The sequence below is a fragment of the Streptomyces sp. NPDC048659 genome (assembly GCF_040650575.1).
Taxonomy (GTDB): Bacteria; Actinomycetota; Actinomycetes; order Streptomycetales; family Streptomycetaceae; genus Streptomyces.
Genome location: NZ_JBEZHM010000007.1, coordinates 187305 through 202556, shown reverse-complemented (window position 1 = coordinate 202556; position 15252 = coordinate 187305). Strand labels below are relative to the sequence as shown.

The 15252-nt window shown below is 72.2% G+C and carries 13 protein-coding genes; all 13 read left to right on the top strand.

Annotation, left to right across the window (positions count from 1 at the left end):
• Positions 1 to 13 precede the first annotated feature (13 nt).
• The 13 genes from AB0C99_RS08445 (at position 14) to sepF (ending at position 15243) form a co-directional block, all read left to right on the top strand.
• Positions 14 to 586, top strand: a complete 573-nt coding sequence (locus tag AB0C99_RS08445; RefSeq protein WP_362471225.1) for a septum formation initiator family protein — start codon at positions 14 to 16, stop codon at positions 584 to 586.
• 4 nt (positions 587 to 590) lie between these two features.
• Complete coding sequence (locus tag AB0C99_RS08440) at positions 591 to 2561, top strand: penicillin-binding protein 2 (RefSeq protein WP_362471222.1); 1971 nt, start codon at positions 591 to 593, stop codon at positions 2559 to 2561.
• A 118-nt stretch (positions 2562 to 2679) separates the two neighbouring features.
• Positions 2680 to 4305 (top strand): UDP-N-acetylmuramoyl-L-alanyl-D-glutamate--2,6-diaminopimelate ligase, encoded by a 1626-nt coding sequence (locus tag AB0C99_RS08435; protein WP_362471219.1) that lies wholly within the window; start codon positions 2680 to 2682, stop codon positions 4303 to 4305.
• A 4-nt stretch (positions 4306 to 4309) separates the two neighbouring features.
• Entirely contained in the window at positions 4310 to 5737 is a 1428-nt protein-coding gene (gene murF, locus AB0C99_RS08430; protein WP_362471216.1) for a UDP-N-acetylmuramoyl-tripeptide--D-alanyl-D-alanine ligase, read from the top strand.
• On the top strand, positions 5734 to 6804 hold the full coding sequence (gene mraY / locus AB0C99_RS08425; RefSeq protein WP_351659651.1) for a phospho-N-acetylmuramoyl-pentapeptide-transferase: 1071 nt from the start codon (positions 5734 to 5736) through the stop codon (positions 6802 to 6804). Before murF ends, mraY begins: the two co-directional genes overlap by 4 nt.
• Positions 6801 to 8222, top strand: coding sequence for a UDP-N-acetylmuramoyl-L-alanine--D-glutamate ligase (gene murD / locus AB0C99_RS08420; protein WP_362471302.1), 1422 nt, complete (start codon positions 6801 to 6803; stop codon positions 8220 to 8222). Before mraY ends, murD begins: the two co-directional genes overlap by 4 nt.
• Positions 8223 to 8277: 55 nt before the next feature.
• Entirely contained in the window at positions 8278 to 9618 is a 1341-nt protein-coding gene (gene ftsW / locus AB0C99_RS08415) for a putative lipid II flippase FtsW (RefSeq protein ID WP_362471213.1), read from the top strand.
• Between the two features lie 6 nt (positions 9619 to 9624).
• Positions 9625 to 10719, top strand: coding sequence for an undecaprenyldiphospho-muramoylpentapeptide beta-N-acetylglucosaminyltransferase (murG, locus tag AB0C99_RS08410; protein WP_189830621.1), 1095 nt, complete (start codon positions 9625 to 9627; stop codon positions 10717 to 10719).
• Positions 10720 to 10743: 24 nt separating this feature from the next.
• Positions 10744 to 11541 carry an FtsQ-type POTRA domain-containing protein gene (locus tag AB0C99_RS08405; protein ID WP_362471210.1) on the top strand — a complete coding sequence of 266 codons (798 nt, stop codon included), beginning with the start codon at positions 10744 to 10746 and terminating at the stop codon, positions 11539 to 11541.
• A gap of 280 nt (positions 11542 to 11821) precedes the next feature.
• A complete protein-coding gene (gene ftsZ, locus AB0C99_RS08400; RefSeq protein ID WP_362471208.1) occupies positions 11822 to 13033 on the top strand; it encodes a cell division protein FtsZ in 1212 nt (403 codons plus the stop codon).
• Complete coding sequence (gene pgeF / locus AB0C99_RS08395; protein ID WP_362471205.1) at positions 13030 to 13770, top strand: peptidoglycan editing factor PgeF; 741 nt, start codon at positions 13030 to 13032, stop codon at positions 13768 to 13770. The genes ftsZ and pgeF overlap by 4 nt, the downstream gene beginning before the upstream one ends.
• On the top strand, positions 13767 to 14486 hold the full coding sequence (locus tag AB0C99_RS08390) for a YggS family pyridoxal phosphate-dependent enzyme (protein ID WP_362471202.1): 720 nt from the start codon (positions 13767 to 13769) through the stop codon (positions 14484 to 14486). Before pgeF ends, AB0C99_RS08390 begins: the two co-directional genes overlap by 4 nt.
• 139 nt (positions 14487 to 14625) lie before the next feature.
• Positions 14626 to 15243: a cell division protein SepF gene (sepF, locus tag AB0C99_RS08385; RefSeq protein ID WP_362471199.1), complete on the top strand. Its 618-nt coding sequence runs from the start codon at positions 14626 to 14628 to the stop codon at positions 15241 to 15243.
• Positions 15244 to 15252: the final 9 nt, after the last annotated feature.

Sequence of the window (15252 nt, the reverse complement as noted above, 5' to 3'; positions counted from 1 at the left end):
ACCAGGAGGCGCGATGACGCGACAGGGCCCCCTCAAAGGGCGGGCCGCGCGGCTCGGGCGGCTGATGCCCTCCGGGCCGAGCAGCGCCGCCCGCACCCCCTTCGTCCTGCTCGTGGTGGTGCTGCTCGGCGGCGGCCTGATCAGCCTGCTGCTGCTCAACTCCGCCGTCAACCAGGGCTCCTTCGAGCTCAGCGAGCTCAAGAAGAAGACCACCGAGCTCACCGACGAGGAGCAGGCCCTCCAGCGGGACGTGGACGACAGCTCCGCCCCCGACGCCCTGGAGCGGCGCGCCCGGGAGCTCGGCATGGTCCCCGGCGGCAGCCCCGTCTTCCTCGACCCCGGCGGCAAGGTCCGCGGCGTGCCCTCCGAGGCCGCCTCGCCGAAGCCCACGCCGCCGCCCGCCCCGCCCGCCACCACGGCACCGGCCACCACCCCGCCCGCCGACCCGGCGGCCTCCTCGGGGGCTCCCCCCGGCGCGTCCCCCAAGCCCGGCGACACGCCGAAGCCGCCCGCGGCCGGGACACCCGCGAAGACCCCCGACACGCCGAAGACGACCGCGACCGCCCCCACGACCTCCGGCAGGTGAACCCGTGCCCTCCAAGGAGCCCCCGCGCCGCCGCGTCCCCGGCCCCGCCCGGCCCGCGCGCCCCCGCCAGCCCGCCGCCGGCCGCCCCGCGCCCCGGCCCGCGCAGGCCCGCCGCCCGGCCCCCCGGCCCCCGGCGGGCGGGCGCACCATCCGGCTCGGCAGCGCCCGGCCCCGGCTGCGCCTGGTCTCGCTCGGCCTGACCCTGGTCATGCTGGTCTTCGTGGTGCGGCTGCTCCAGGTCCAGGCGGTGGACGCCAGCGCCTACGCGGCCAAGGCCGAGAAGCACCGCTACCAGGAGTACACGCTCTCCGCCGACCGGGGCGAGATCACCGACCGGTCCGGCGTCGCGCTGGCCGCCAGCGTCGACGCGTACGACATCACCGCCGACCCCAAGCTCTTCACCTTCGAGGACGCGAAGATCAAGGACGCGCCCGAGCAGGCCGCCGCGCTCCTCGCCCCGATCCTCGGCAAGGAGCCCGCCGAACTCGCGAAGAAGCTCCGCACCCCGAAGTCCCGCTACACCCTGCTGGCCCGCAAGCAGACCCCGCAGGTCTGGAACCAGATCAAGGACCTGAAGAAGGTCTACGAGCGCAAGGCCAAGACCGAGAACGGCGGCAACGGGATCAGCCTCCTCGGCGGCATCCTCAGCGAGCCGGTCACCAAGCGCGTCTACCCGAACGGCGAGCTGGCCGCCGGGATACTGGGCTACGTCAACGCCGAGGGCCGCGGCGCCGGCGGCGTGGAGTCCATGCTGGACAAGGACCTCGCGGGCAAGGACGGCAAGATCAGGTTCGCCCAGTCCGGCGGGCGCCGGGTGCCCACCGCGGGCTCCCAGGGCACCCCCGCCGTCCCCGGCTCCGACATCGAGCTGACCATCGACCGGGACATCCAGTGGGCCGCCCAGCAGGCCATCACCGACCAGGTCAGGAAGTCCAAGGCCGACCGCGGCTACGTCGTCGTCCAGGACACCCGCACCGGCGAGGTCCTCGCCATGGCCAACGCCCCCGGCTTCGACCCCAACGACCTCTCCCAGGCCAACGCCACCGCCATGGGCAACGCGGCCCTCCAGGACGCCTACGAGCCCGGCTCCACCAGCAAGGTGATGTCCATGGCCGCAGTCCTGGAGGAGGGCGCGGCCACCCCCGCCACCCGGGTCACCGTCCCCAACCGGCTGCACCGCGGCGACCGCCTCTTCAGCGACGACATCGACCACGTCACCTGGTACCTGACCCTCAACGGCGTCCTCGCCCGGTCCAGCAACATCGGCACCATCCTCGCCACCGGACAGCTCGGCAAGACCCAGCCCGAGGCCAACCGGGTGCTCTACGACTACCTGCGCCGCTTCGGCGTCGGCAGCCCGACGGGCCTGGACTTCCCCGGCGAGACCCCCGGCATCCTCGCCAAGCCGCAGGACTGGTCCACCTCGCAGCAGTACACGATCCCCTTCGGCCAGGGCCTCTCGCTCAGCGCCATGCAGGCCACCTCCGTCTACCAGACCATCGCCAACGGAGGCGTACGGATCGAGCCCACCCTGGTCCGCGGCACCAAGGGCCCCGACGGCCGCTTCACTCCCGCGGCGGCGCCCAAGGAGAACCGGGTGGTCAGCGAGAAGACCGCCAAGACCCTCGCCCAGATGCTGGAGTCCGTCGTCGACGACGAGGACGGCACCGGCAACAAGGCGGCCATCCCCGGCTACCGGGTCGCCGGCAAGACCGGCACCGCCAACCGCGTCGACCCCGAACTCGGCGTCTACAAGGGATACACCGCCTCCTTCGCCGGCTTCGCCCCCGCCGACGAGCCCCGGATCGCCGTCTACTGCGCCATCCAGAACCCCACCAAGGGCAGCTACTTCGGCGGCCAGATCTGCGGACCCATCTACAAGAAGGTCATGGAGTTCGCCCTCAAGACCCTCCACGTCGCCCCCACCGGCACCGACCCCGCCCGCCTGCCCACCACCTTCAAGCCCACCCCGTGACACGCCGGGAGCACCAGTGACGACCATCACCCCCCGTTCCGGGAACCGGAAATCGAACTCCGGCGACGCCGCGGCCTCATTTAGCCCCCCGGCCGGTGCGCCCGGTACGCTCACCGCCGTGCCACACGCTGATCAGTACCGAACCACCCCGCCCCGCCCGGAGCGGCTCCGCCCGACACCCCTGGGCGAGCTCGCCGCACGGCTCGGCACCGGGACCGCCGAAGGGACCGCCGTCACCGGCGCCACGGAGGTCACGGGCATCACGCACGACTCGCGGGCGGTGCGTCCCGGTGACGTCTACGCGGCCCTGCCCGGCGCCCGGATGCACGGCGCCGACTTCGTCGCCCAGGCCGCCGGGCTCGGCGCCGCCGCGATCCTGACCGACCCGGCCGGCGCCGAGCGCGCCGCCGCGACCGGCCTGCCGGTCCTGGTCACCGAGGACCCGCGCGGCCGGATGGGCGAGCTCGCCGCCGAGATCTACGGGCGCCCCGGCGCGGACCTGCTCCAGATCGGCATCACCGGCACCTCCGGCAAGACCACCACCGCCTACCTCGTCGAGGGCGGGCTGCGCGGCGCGGGCCGCGCCACGGGCCTGGTCGGCACGGTCGAGATGCGCATCGGCGACGAGCGCATCAAGTCCGAGCGGACCACCCCCGAGGCCACCGACCTCCAGGCCCTCTTCGCGGTCATGCGCGAGCGCGGGGTCGAGGCGGTCGCCATGGAGGTCTCCAGCCACGCCCTCGTGCTCGGCCGGGTCGACGGCTGCGTCTTCGACGTCGCCGTCTTCAACAACCTGAGCCCGGAGCACATGGAGTTCCACTCCGACATGGAGGACTACTTCCAGGCCAAGGCGCGCCTCTTCACCCCCGAGCGCAGCAAACGCGGCGTGGTGAACCTGGACGACGCGTACGGCCGCCGGCTCGCCAAGGAGTCCGGCGTCCCCGTCGTCACCTTCTCCGCCGACGGCGACCCGGACGCCGACTGGCGCGCCGTGGACGTGGTGAGCGGAGCCGCCGACTCCGCCTTCACCGTCCTCGGCCCCGACGGACAGCGAGTTTCGGCCACCGCGCCGCTGCCCGGTCCGTTCAACGTCGCCAACACCCTCGCCGCGATCGTCACCCTCGCCGCCGCCGGGATCGACCCCCAGACCGCCGCCGACGGCGTCGCCGCCGTCCCCGGCGTCCCCGGGCGCCTGGAGCGGGTCGACGCGGGCCAGCCGTACCTCGCCGTCGTCGACTACGCGCACAAGACGGACGCCGTCGAATCGGTCCTGCGCTCGCTGCGCGAGGTCACCCGCGGCCGGCTGCACATCGTCATCGGCTGCGGCGGCGACCGCGACACCACCAAGCGCGGCCCGATGGGCGCCGCGGCGGCCCGGCTCGCCGACACCGCCGTCCTCACCTCCGACAACCCCCGCTCCGAGGACCCGCTCGCCATCCTCACCGCGATGCTCACCGGCGCCGCCGGGGTCCCCGCCGCCGAGCGCGGCGAGGTCCTCGTGGACGCCGACCGGGCCGCCGCCATCGCGGCGGCCGTGGCCCGGGCCGAGCCCGGCGACACGGTGCTGGTCGCGGGCAAGGGCCACGAGCAGGGCCAGGAGGCCGGCGGCGTGGTCCGCCCCTTCGACGACCGCCACGTCCTGCGCGCGGCGGTGCTGGACCGGCTCGCCCGGCAGCGGGCACAGCAGGCGCAGGACGCACAGCAGGCACAGGACGCACACCGTCACGAGAACAGTCAGGGATGAAGCAGTGATCGCCCTCTCCCTCGCCGAGATCGCCGAAATCGTCGGCGGGCAGCCGCACGACATACCGGATCGGGCCGTGCGGGTCACCGGTCCCGTCGTCATCGACTCCCGCGAGGTGAAGCCCGGCAGCCTCTTCGCCGCCTTCACCGGGGAGCACGTCGACGGCCACACGTACGCGGAGCGCGCCGTCCAGGCGGGCGCGGCGGCGGTGCTCGCCGCCCGCCCCGTCGGCGTGCCCGCGATCGTGGTCGACGACGTGCAGGCCGCGCTCGGCGCGCTGGCCCGCGCGGTCGTCGAACGGCTCGGCACCGACGTCGTCGCGCTCACCGGCTCGGCCGGCAAGACCTCCACCAAGGACCTGATCGCCCAGGTCCTGGAGCGTCACGCGCCGACCGTGTGGACACCCGGCTCCCTCAACAACGAGATCGGCCTGCCGCTGACCGCGCTGAAGGCCGACGCGGCCACCCGGCACCTCGTCCTGGAGATGGGAGCGCGCGGAATCGGCCACATCCGCTACCTCACGGGCCTCACCCCGCCGCGGATCGGCCTGGTCCTCAACGTGGGCACCGCGCACATCGGCGAGTTCGGCGGCCGGGAGCAGATCGCCCAGGCCAAGGGCGAGCTGGTCGAGTCGCTGCCCGCCGAGGCCGACGGCGGCGTCGCCGTCCTCAACGCCGACGACCCGCTCGTACGGGCCATGGCGAGCCGCACCTCGGCGCGCGTCGTGCTCTTCGGCGAGGCCGAGGACGCGTCCGTACGCGCCGACGACGTCCGCCTCACAGCGGGCGGACAGCCCTCATTCAGGCTTCACACACCCACCGGGTGCAGCGACGTGACCTTGCGCCTGTACGGTGAGCACCACGTGTCGAACGCGCTCGCCGCGGCTGCCGTCGCCCATGAGGTCGGCATGTCCGTCGAGGAGATCGCCACCGCGCTCTCCGGGGCAGGCAACCTGTCCCGCTGGCGCATGGAGGTCACCGAGCGTCCGGACGGCGTGACGATCGTCAACGACGCCTACAACGCGAACCCCGAGTCCATGCGAGCCGCACTGCGCGCGCTCGCGGCCATGGGCAGGCCCGCACAGGCCCAGGGGTCCCGTACGTGGGCGGTGCTCGGCAAGATGGCCGAGCTCGGTGACGAGTCGCTCGCCGAGCACGACGCGGTCGGACGGCTCGCCGTCCGGCTCAACGTCAGCAAGCTCGTGGCGGTCGGGGACAGGGAAGCGTCCTGGCTGCAACTGGGCGCCTATAACGAGGGTTCGTGGGGTGAGGAGTCGGTGCACGTGTCCGACGCGCAGGCGGCGGTCGACCTGTTGCGCAGTGAGCTGCGTCCGGGGGACATCGTCCTGGTGAAGGCGTCCAGGTCGGTGGGTCTTGAGCGGGTCGCCCTGGCACTGCTCGACACGGCCGAGGGCGAGGTCTCCGGCCGATGAGGCAGATCCTCTTCGCGGGGGCCATCGGCCTCTTCCTGACCCTGATCGGCACCCCGCTGCTCATCAAGCTGCTCGCCCGCAAGGGATACGGGCAGTTCATCCGCGACGACGGCCCGCGCGGCCACGCCGGGAAGAAGGGCACGCCCACCATGGGCGGCATCTCCTTCATCCTGGCCACGCTCATCGCGTACGCCCTGACCAAGGTCATCACCGGTGAGGACCCGACGTACTCGGGCGTCCTGGTGCTGTTCCTGATGGCGGGCATGGGCCTGGTCGGCTTCCTCGACGACTACATCAAGATCGTCAAGCAGCGTTCGCTGGGCCTGCGGGCCAAGGCGAAGATGGCCGGCCAGCTCATCGTCGGCATCGCCTTCGCCGTGCTCTCGCTGCAGTTCGCGGACCTGCGCGGCAACACCCCGGCCTCCGAGAAGCTCTCCTTCATCACCGACTTCGGCTGGTCCATCGGCCCGGTGCTGTTCGTGGTCTGGGCGCTCTTCATGATCCTGGCCATGTCCAACGGCGTGAACCTGACGGACGGTCTGGACGGCCTGGCCACCGGCGCGTCGGTGATGGTCTTCGGCGCGTACACCTTCATCGGGCTCTGGCAGTTCCAGGAGTCCTGCGCCAACGCGATGACGCTGACCAACCCGAACGCCTGCTTCGAGGTCCGCGACCCGCTCGACCTCGCGGTCGTCGCCGCGGCCCTGATGGGCGCCTGCTTCGGCTTCCTGTGGTGGAACACCTCGCCCGCCAAGATCTTCATGGGCGACACCGGCTCGCTGGCCCTCGGCGGCGCGCTGGCCGGTCTCGCCATCTGCTCCCGCACGGAGCTGCTGCTGGCCATCCTCGGAGGCCTGTTCGTGATGATCACGATGTCCGTGGTCATCCAGGTCGGCTCCTTCAAGATGACCGGCAAGCGCGTCTTCCGGATGGCACCCCTCCAGCACCACTTCGAACTCAAGGGGTGGTCGGAGGTCCTGGTCGTCGTCCGCTTCTGGATCATCCAGGGCATGTGCGTGATCGTGGGCCTGGGCCTCTTCTACGCGGGATGGGCAGCAGAGAAGTGAGCGAGCTGGACTGGCAGGGCAAGAAGGTCACCGTCGCCGGGCTCGGCGTGAGCGGCATCCCCGCCGCCCGTGCCCTGCACGCCCGGGGCGCGGTCGTCACGGTCGTCAACGACGGCGACGACGAGCGCTCCCGGGCGCAGGCCGCGGAGCTGGAGGCGGCGGGCGTCACCGTCCGCCTCGGCGACGGGGCGACCCTGCCGCCCGGCACCGAACTGATCGTCACCGCCCCCGGCTGGCAGCCGGACAAGCCCCTCTTCCTGGCCGCCGCCGAGGCGGGCGTGGAGATCTGGGGCGACGTCGAGCTGGCCTGGCGGCTCCGCGGCCCCGACGCCGCCCCCTGGCTCGCGGTCACCGGCACCAACGGCAAGACCACGACCGTGCGGATGCTCGCCTCCATCCTGACCGCCGCCGGGCTGCGCACCGCGGCCGTCGGCAACATCGGCGTCTCGCTCCTCGACGCCGTCCTCGGCGACGAGGAGTACGACGTGCTCGCCGTGGAGCTCTCCAGCTACCAGCTGCACTGGGCGCCCTCGCTGCGCGCCCACTCGGCCGCCGTGCTCAACCTGGCGCCCGACCACCTCGACTGGCACGGCTCCATGGAGGCGTACGCCGCCGACAAGGGCCGGGTCTACGAGGGCAACCGGATCGCCTGCGTCTACAACGTGGCCGACCGGGCGACCGAGGAGCTGGTCATGGCAGCCGACGTCGAGGAGGGCTGCCGGGCCATCGGCTTCACCCTCGGCACCCCCGGCCCCTCCCAGCTCGGCGTCGTCGAGGACATCCTGGTCGACCGGGCCTTCGTCGAGAACCGGCAGAAGAACGCCCAGGAGCTCGCCGAGGTCGCCGACGTCCAGCCGCCGGCCCCGCACAACATCGCCAACGCGCTCGCCGCCGCCGCCCTCGCCCGCGCCTTCGGCGTGGAGCCGAAGGCCGTACGGGACGGGCTGCGGGCCTTCCGGCCCGACCCGCACCGCATCGAACTGGTCGAGGAGATCGAGGGCGTGGTCTACGTCGACGACTCCAAGGCGACCAACACCCACGCCGCCGAGGCGTCGTTGGCCGCCTACGACCCGATCGTCTGGATCGCCGGCGGCCTCGCCAAGGGCGCCGCCTTCGACGAGCTCGTCACCAACGCGGCGAAGCGGCTGCGCGGCGTGGTGCTGATCGGCCGCGACCGGGAGCTGATCCGCGAAGCACTGGCCCGACACGCCCCCGAGGTCCCGGTGGTGGACCTCGACCGGACCGACACTGGGGCGATGTCCGCGGCGGTCCGGGAGGCGGCCTCGCTCGCCCGGCCGGGGGACACGGTCCTGCTGGCCCCGGCCTGTGCCTCGATGGACATGTTCACCAACTACAACAAGCGGGGCGAGGCGTTCGCGGACGCGGTCCGCGCCCTCGCCGCGACCGGGCGCGCCTGACCTGACCAGCAAGGAGGTCCGGCCGGGCCGGGCACGACTGGAGGGGACGGCGACCATGCCGAGCAGAACCGCGGGGACCCGCGGCCCGTCCGCCGTACGCGGCGGAGGGCGCGCCCCGGCCCCGCCGCGCAAGCCGCGCCGGGGCGGGCTGCGCGGGCTGCCCGAACGGGCCCGCAGGGCCTGGGACCGGCCGCTCACCGCGTACTACGTGATCGTCGGCGCCGGACTGCTCATCACCGCGCTCGGCCTGGTGATGGTCTACTCGGCCTCGATGATCACGGCGCTCCGCTACGACCTGGTGCCCTCGTACTTCTTCCGCAAGCAGTTCTTCGCGGCGCTGCTCGGGGCGGGGCTGCTGCTGGTGGCCTCCCGGATGCCGGTGAAGCTGCACCGGGCGCTGGCCTACCCGATCCTGGTCGGGGCGATCTTCCTGATGGTGCTCGTCCAGATCCCCGGGATAGGGGTGGCGGTCGGCGGCAACCAGAACTGGATCTCGCTGGGCGGACCGTTCATGCTCCAGCCCAGCGAGTTCGGCAAACTGGCGCTGATCCTGTGGGGGGCCGATCTGCTGGCCCGCAAACAGGACATGAAACTGCTCACGCAGTGGAAGCACATGCTGGTCCCGCTGGTGCCCGGAACGTTTCTGCTGCTCGGGCTGATCATGCTGGGCGGTGACATGGGCACGGCGATCATCCTCTCGGCGATCCTCTTCGGACTGCTGTGGACCGCCGGCGCGCCCACCCGGCTCTTCGTCGGGGTGCTGTCCGTGGCCGGGGCGATCGGCTTCCTGCTGATCAAGACCAGCGACAACCGCCTGAAGCGCTTCGCCTGCATCGGGGCCACCGATCCCGGCGGAGAGGGCGCCCCGTGCCTCCAGGCGGCGCACGGGATCTACGCCCTGGCCTCCGGCGGCTGGTTCGGTTCCGGCCTCGGGGCGAGTGTGGAAAAATGGGGCCAACTCCCCGAAGCGCACACCGACTTCATCTTCGCCGTGACCGGTGAGGAACTGGGTCTCGCGGGGACGCTGTCGGTGCTGGCCCTGTTCGCGGCTCTAGGCTATGCGGGTATCCGCGTGGCCGGACGTACGGAGGACCCCTTCGTGAGGTTTGCCGCGGGAGGCGTGACCACCTGGATCACGGCGCAGGCCGTGATCAACATCGGTGCGGTGCTCGGTCTGCTGCCGATCGCCGGAGTCCCGCTCCCGCTGTTCTCCTACGGGGGATCGGCCCTGCTGCCGACCATGTTCGCCGTCGGGCTCCTGATCGCCTTCGCGCGACAGGAACCCGCCGCGAAAGCGGCCCTGGCCCTGCGCCGCCCCGGCTGGGGCAAGCGGGCCGGGGGGAGATGGAAGTCGATGCGACGGCGCGTCAAGAAGCGTCCGTCCGGAGAGCGGTGAATTTCGGTGCATGTCGTCCTCGCCGGCGGAGGTACCGCCGGCCACATCGAGCCCGCGCTCGCACTCGCGGACGCCCTGCGCAGGCAGGACCCCTCCGTGGGGATCACGGCGCTGGGCACGGAGAAGGGCCTGGAGACCCGGCTGGTCCCCGAGCGGGGCTATGAGCTGGCGCTCATCCCCGCCGTGCCGCTGCCCCGCAAGCCCACGCCCGAGCTGATCACCGTCCCCGGACGGCTGCGCGGCACGATCAAGGCCGCCGAGCAGGTCCTGGAGCGCACCAAGGCGGACTGCGTGGTCGGCTTCGGCGGCTACGTGGCGCTGCCCGGCTACCTGGCCGCCAAGCGGCTCGGCGTGCCCATCGTGGTCCACGAGGCGAACGCCCGGCCCGGCCTGGCCAACAAGATCGGTTCGCGGTACGCGGCCGGGGTCGCCGTGGCCACCCCGGACTCCAAGCTGCGCAACGCCCGTTACATCGGCATCCCGCTGCGGCACACCATCGCGACCCTCGACCGCGCCCGGGTGCGCCCCGAGGCGCGCGCCGCCTTCGGGCTGGACCCGAACCTGCCGACGCTGCTCGTCTCGGGCGGCTCGCAGGGCGCCCGGCGGCTCAACGAGGTCGTCCAGCAGATCGCCCCGGTGCTCCAGCGCTCGGGCATCCAGATCCTGCACGCGGTCGGCCCGAAGAACGAAATGCCGCGTGTCGACAACATGCCCGGAATGCCGCCGTACGTGCCGGTACCGTACGTGGACCGGATGGATCTCGCGTACGCCGCCGCCGACATGATGCTCTGCCGCGCGGGCGCGATGACCGTCGCCGAGCTCTCCGCCGTCGGGCTGCCGGCCGCCTACGTCCCGCTGCCCATCGGCAACGGCGAACAGCGGCTGAACGCCCAGCCGGTGGTCAAGGCCGGCGGCGGGCTCCTCGTCGACGACGCGGAGCTGTCGCCGCAGTGGGTGCAGGGCAACGTCCTGCCCGTACTCGCCGATCCGCACCGGCTGTACGAGATGTCCCGCGCCGCCGCCGAGTTCGGCCGCCGGGACGCCGACGACCTGCTCGTCGGCATGGTGTACGAGGCGATCGCCGCCCGCCGACAGGCGTAGCGGCGGCGGAAAGGGAGACGCCCTGTGGCAGCCGGACCGGCGACCGAGCAGAAGAGCGCGAGCGGCGGGTCCAAGGGCTCGTCCGGGGCGTCCCCCGGGTCCGGCGGCGGTCGGGCCCGGGTCCCCGGCCCGCGCACCCTCCTCCTCGCCTTCGGCGCCCTCGCCGTGCTGGCCGGCGGTGCCTGGGCCCTCTACGGCTCGAACTGGCTCCGCGTGGAGCGGGTGAGCACCTCCGGCATGGAGGTGCTCACCCGGGCCGAGGTGGAGCGGATCGCGGCCGTCCCGGTCGGCGCGCCGATGGTCTCCGTCGACACCGACGGGATCGAGGCGCGGCTGCGCGAGCGGCTGCCCCGGATCGACAGCGTGGACGTCGTCCGGTCCTGGCCGCACGGAATCGGCCTGAAAGTGACCGAGCGCAAGCCCGTACTCCTGTGGGAAAAGGGCGGAAAGTTCATTGAAGTGGACTCCGGCGGTGTGCGGTTCGCCACCGTCGCCAAGGCGCCCCCCGGCGTACCCCGGCTCGTGCTCGACGCGGGCGCCTCGCCCAGCCTGCGCCGCTTCGACGAGGACCGGCTGCTGGCCGAGGCGGTAGGCGTGACGGGCGAACTCCCGGAGAAAATCGCCCAGGACGCCCGTGTCGTCCGGATCGCGTCGTATGACTCCATCACCCTGGAGCTCGGCAGGGGGCGCACGGTCTTCTGGGGCAGCGGTGAGGACGGGGCCGTCAAGGCCCGGGTCCTGACCGCGCTGATGAAGGCGACGCCCAAAGCGGGGCACTTCGACGTAAGTGCCCCCACGGCGCCCGCTTCGTCGGGAAGTTGACGCTCATCACCCCTGGCCAGCACCCTGGTTGGCCAGCGCTACGGGTGATCACATAGGGTGAAAAGAAAAACGGGAGGTTCGGCGTGTTCGTTGAACGTGCGCCACTTGTCGACTTAGTGTCCTGTTCGGAAGAGTCCAGCGAACAGAGACACTGGTAACCCTAAACTTCAACGTTAGGGTTTGGGTCGGCGTTTCGGACCGTCCCAATCGGCATCCGTCGTCGCGGCGCGCTTACCACCGCGAAGCGGCGACACGTAACTCGAGGCGAGAGGCCTTCGACGTGGCAGCACCGCAGAACTACCTCGCAGTCATCAAGGTCATCGGTGTCGGCGGCGGTGGTGTCAATGCCATCAACCGAATGATCGAGGTCGGTCTCAAGGGCGTCGAGTTCATCGCCATCAACACCGACGCTCAGGCGCTGTTGATGAGCGACGCCGACGTCAAGCTCGACGTCGGCCGTGAACTCACCCGCGGCCTCGGCGCCGGGGCCAACCCGGCAGTCGGCCGCAAGGCGGCAGAGGACCACCGCGAGGAGATCGAGGAGGTCCTCAAGGGGGCCGACATGGTCTTCGTGACCGCCGGCGAGGGCGGCGGCACCGGCACCGGCGGCGCACCCGTCGTCGCCAACATCGCGCGCTCGCTCGGCGCCCTGACGATCGGTGTGGTCACCCGGCCGTTCACCTTCGAGGGCCGTCGGCGCGCCAACCAGGCGGAGGACGGCATCGCCGAGCTCCGCGAAGAGGTCGACACCCTCATCGTCATCCCGAACGACCGGCTGCTGTCGATCTCGGACCGTCAGGTCTCCGTGCTCGACGCCTTCAAGTCGGCCGACCAGGTGCTGCTGAGCGGCGTCCAGGGCATCACCGACCTGATCACCACCCCGGGCCTGATCAACCTCGACTTCGCCGACGTCAAGTCGGTCATGTCCGAGGCGGGTTCCGCGCTCATGGGCATCGGCTCCGCCCGCGGCGACGACCGCGCCGTGGCCGCGGCCGAGATGGCGATCTCCTCCCCGCTCCTGGAGGCGTCCATCGACGGCGCCCGCGGGGTGCTGCTCTCCATCTCCGGCGGCAGCGACCTCGGTCTCTTCGAGATCAACGAGGCCGCCCAGCTGGTGAGCGAGGCCGCCCACCCCGAGGCGAACATCATCTTCGGCGCCGTCATCGACGACGCCCTCGGCGACGAGGTGCGGGTCACCGTCATCGCCGCGGGCTTCGACGGCGGCCAGCCGCCGGCCCGCCGGGACAACATCATCGGCTCGGTCTCGGCCAAGCGCGAGGAGCCGGCCCCGGCCCCCCGTGCCGCGGAGACCTCCCGCCCGCTGGGCGGACTGGGCACGGTGGCCCCCCGCGAGGAGCCCGCGCAGGCCGAGCCCGCGCCGGCCGTCAGCGAGATCCCGCTGCCGCCCGTCTCCTCGCCGGTCGTCCCGCCGGCCCGCCCGTACCCGGACAGCCAGGCCGAAGAGCTGGATGTCCCGGACTTCTTGAAGTGATAGGACAGCGTCACCACGCGAGCGGCGCCCACTTCGCCTTCACCGACCGGTGGGGCGGGGTGAGCGCCGTTCCGTACGAGGAGCTCAACCTCGGCGGAGCCGTCGGCGACGACCCGGCGGCCGTCCTCGCCAACCGCGAGCGGGCGGCGGCCGGTCTCGGCCTCGACCCGGCCCGGGTGGTCTGGATGAACCAGGTCCACGGCGCCGGCGTCGCCGTCGTGGACCGCCCCTGGGGGACGGACCCCGTCCCCTCGGTGGACGCGCTCGTGACCGACCGGCCCGGCCTCGCCCTCGCGGTGCTCACCGCGGACTGCGTGCCGGTCCTGCTGGCCGACCCCGTCGCCGGGGTCGTCGCCGCCGCCCACGCCGGGCGGCCCGGGATGACCGCCGGGGTCGTCCCCGCCGCGGTGGCCCGGATGACCCAACTCGGCGCCCGCCCCGAGCGGATCGTCGCCCGCACCGGCCCCGCCGTCTGCGGGCGCTGCTACGAGGTGCCGGACGCGATGCGCGCCGAGGTCGCCGCCGTCGAACCGGCCGCGCACGCCGAGACCTCCTGGGGGACCCCCGCCGTCGACGTGACCGCGGGCGTCCTGGCCCAGCTCGCCCGACTGGGCGTCACCGACGTGGCGGCGAGCGGGGTCTGCACCCTGGAGTCGCCGGACCACTACTCGTACCGCCGCGACCGCACCACCGGGCGACTCGCGGGATATGTCTGGCTGAACCGGGAAGAGACATGACGGACCGCACCGAGGAACTGGCCGCGAATCTGGCACGGGTGGAGGAGCGCATCGCCGCCGCGTGCGCCGCCGCCGGCCGGGCGCGCCGGGACGTGACCCTCATCGTGGTCACCAAGACCTACCCCGCGAGCGACGTGCGGATCCTGCACGGGCTGGGGGTCCGTCATGTCGCCGAGAACCGGGACCAGGACGCCGCCCCCAAGGCCGCCGCCTGCGCGGACCTGGACCTGAACTGGCACTTCGTGGGCCAGTTGCAGACCAACAAGGTCCGTTCCGTGGTGGGTTATGCCGATGTGGTGCAGTCCGTCGACCGGCTGAAGCTCGTCTCCGCGCTCTCGGCGGGCGCGGAGAAGGCGGAGCGGGAGCTGGGCTGCCTGATCCAGGTGGCGCTGGACGCCGAGTCCGGCGCGCGCGGCGACCGGGGCGGGGTCGCGCCCGACGGGATCGAGGAGTTGGCGGCCGCGGTGGACGCGGCGCCGGGGCTGCGGCTGGACGGACTGATGACCGTCGCCCCGCTGTCCGGCGCGTACGCCGGGCGGCAACGCGCCGCCTTCGACCGGTTGATGGATTTGTCGACTGCCCTGCGCGCGACCCGTCCGGCTGCGAACATGGTGTCAGCAGGGATGAGTGCGGACCTCGAGGAGGCCGTGGCGGCCGGAGCGACACACGTGCGCATCGGTACGGCGGTACTCGGTGTCCGCCCGAAGCTCGGGTAACGTCGCGAAGCAGGTCGGACCACAGCAGAAAATATGGTCATTCCGCCAGAAAGGCGGGGAGACCTCGTGGATCGCGGGCACTTGGTGACACTGCGACATTCGGTAAGGGCGATCCACCACAGAGCGGAGGATGCAGAGCATGGCCGGCGCGATGCGCAAGATGGCGGTCTACCTCGGCCTCGTGGAGGACGATGGTTACGACGGCCGGGGCTTCGACCCCGACGACGACTTCGAACCCGAGCCGGAGCCCGAGCGCGACCGGCGCCATCACCAGCCCCCGCGCCAGGTGGAGCGCGAGGAGCCGGTACGCGTGGTCTCCCCGCCCGCGCCCCGCGAGCCGGTGTCCCATTCTGTCCCGGTACCCGCCGAGAGCGGGCGTCCGGCCCGAATTGCCCCCGTGGCATCCATCACACCCGAACGCCCGAGCCTGGAGAAGAACGCGCCGGTGATCATGCCCAAGGTCGTGTCCGAGCGGGAGCCCTACCGCATCACCACGCTGCACCCGCGGACCTACAACGAGGCCCGTACCATCGGGGAACACTTCCGTGAGGGCACTCCGGTGATCATGAACCTCACGGAGATGGACGACACCGACGCGAAGCGACTTGTCGACTTTGCCGCCGGTCTCGTCTTCGGTCTCCATGGCAGCATTGAGCGCGTGACGCAGAAGGTGTTCCTGTTGTCGCCTGCTAACGTCGATGTCACGGCGGAGGACAAGGCCCGCATCGCAGAGGGCGGGTTCTTCAACCAGAGCTGAGAACCGAGA

Excerpts from the sequence above, each read along its gene's own strand:
- ftsW (WP_362471213.1), top strand. The coding sequence starts at position 8,278 with ATGCCGAGCAGAACCGCGGGGACCCGCGGCCCGTCCGCCGTACGCGGC.
- AB0C99_RS08390 (WP_362471202.1), top strand. The coding sequence starts at position 13,767 with ATGACGGACCGCACCGAGGAACTGGCCGCGAATCTGGCACGGGTGGAG.
- sepF (WP_362471199.1), top strand. The coding sequence starts at position 14,626 with ATGGCCGGCGCGATGCGCAAGATGGCGGTCTACCTCGGCCTCGTGGAG.
- AB0C99_RS08445 (WP_362471225.1), top strand. The coding sequence starts at position 14 with ATGACGCGACAGGGCCCCCTCAAAGGGCGGGCCGCGCGGCTCGGGCGG.
- mraY (WP_351659651.1), top strand. The coding sequence starts at position 5,734 with ATGAGGCAGATCCTCTTCGCGGGGGCCATCGGCCTCTTCCTGACCCTG.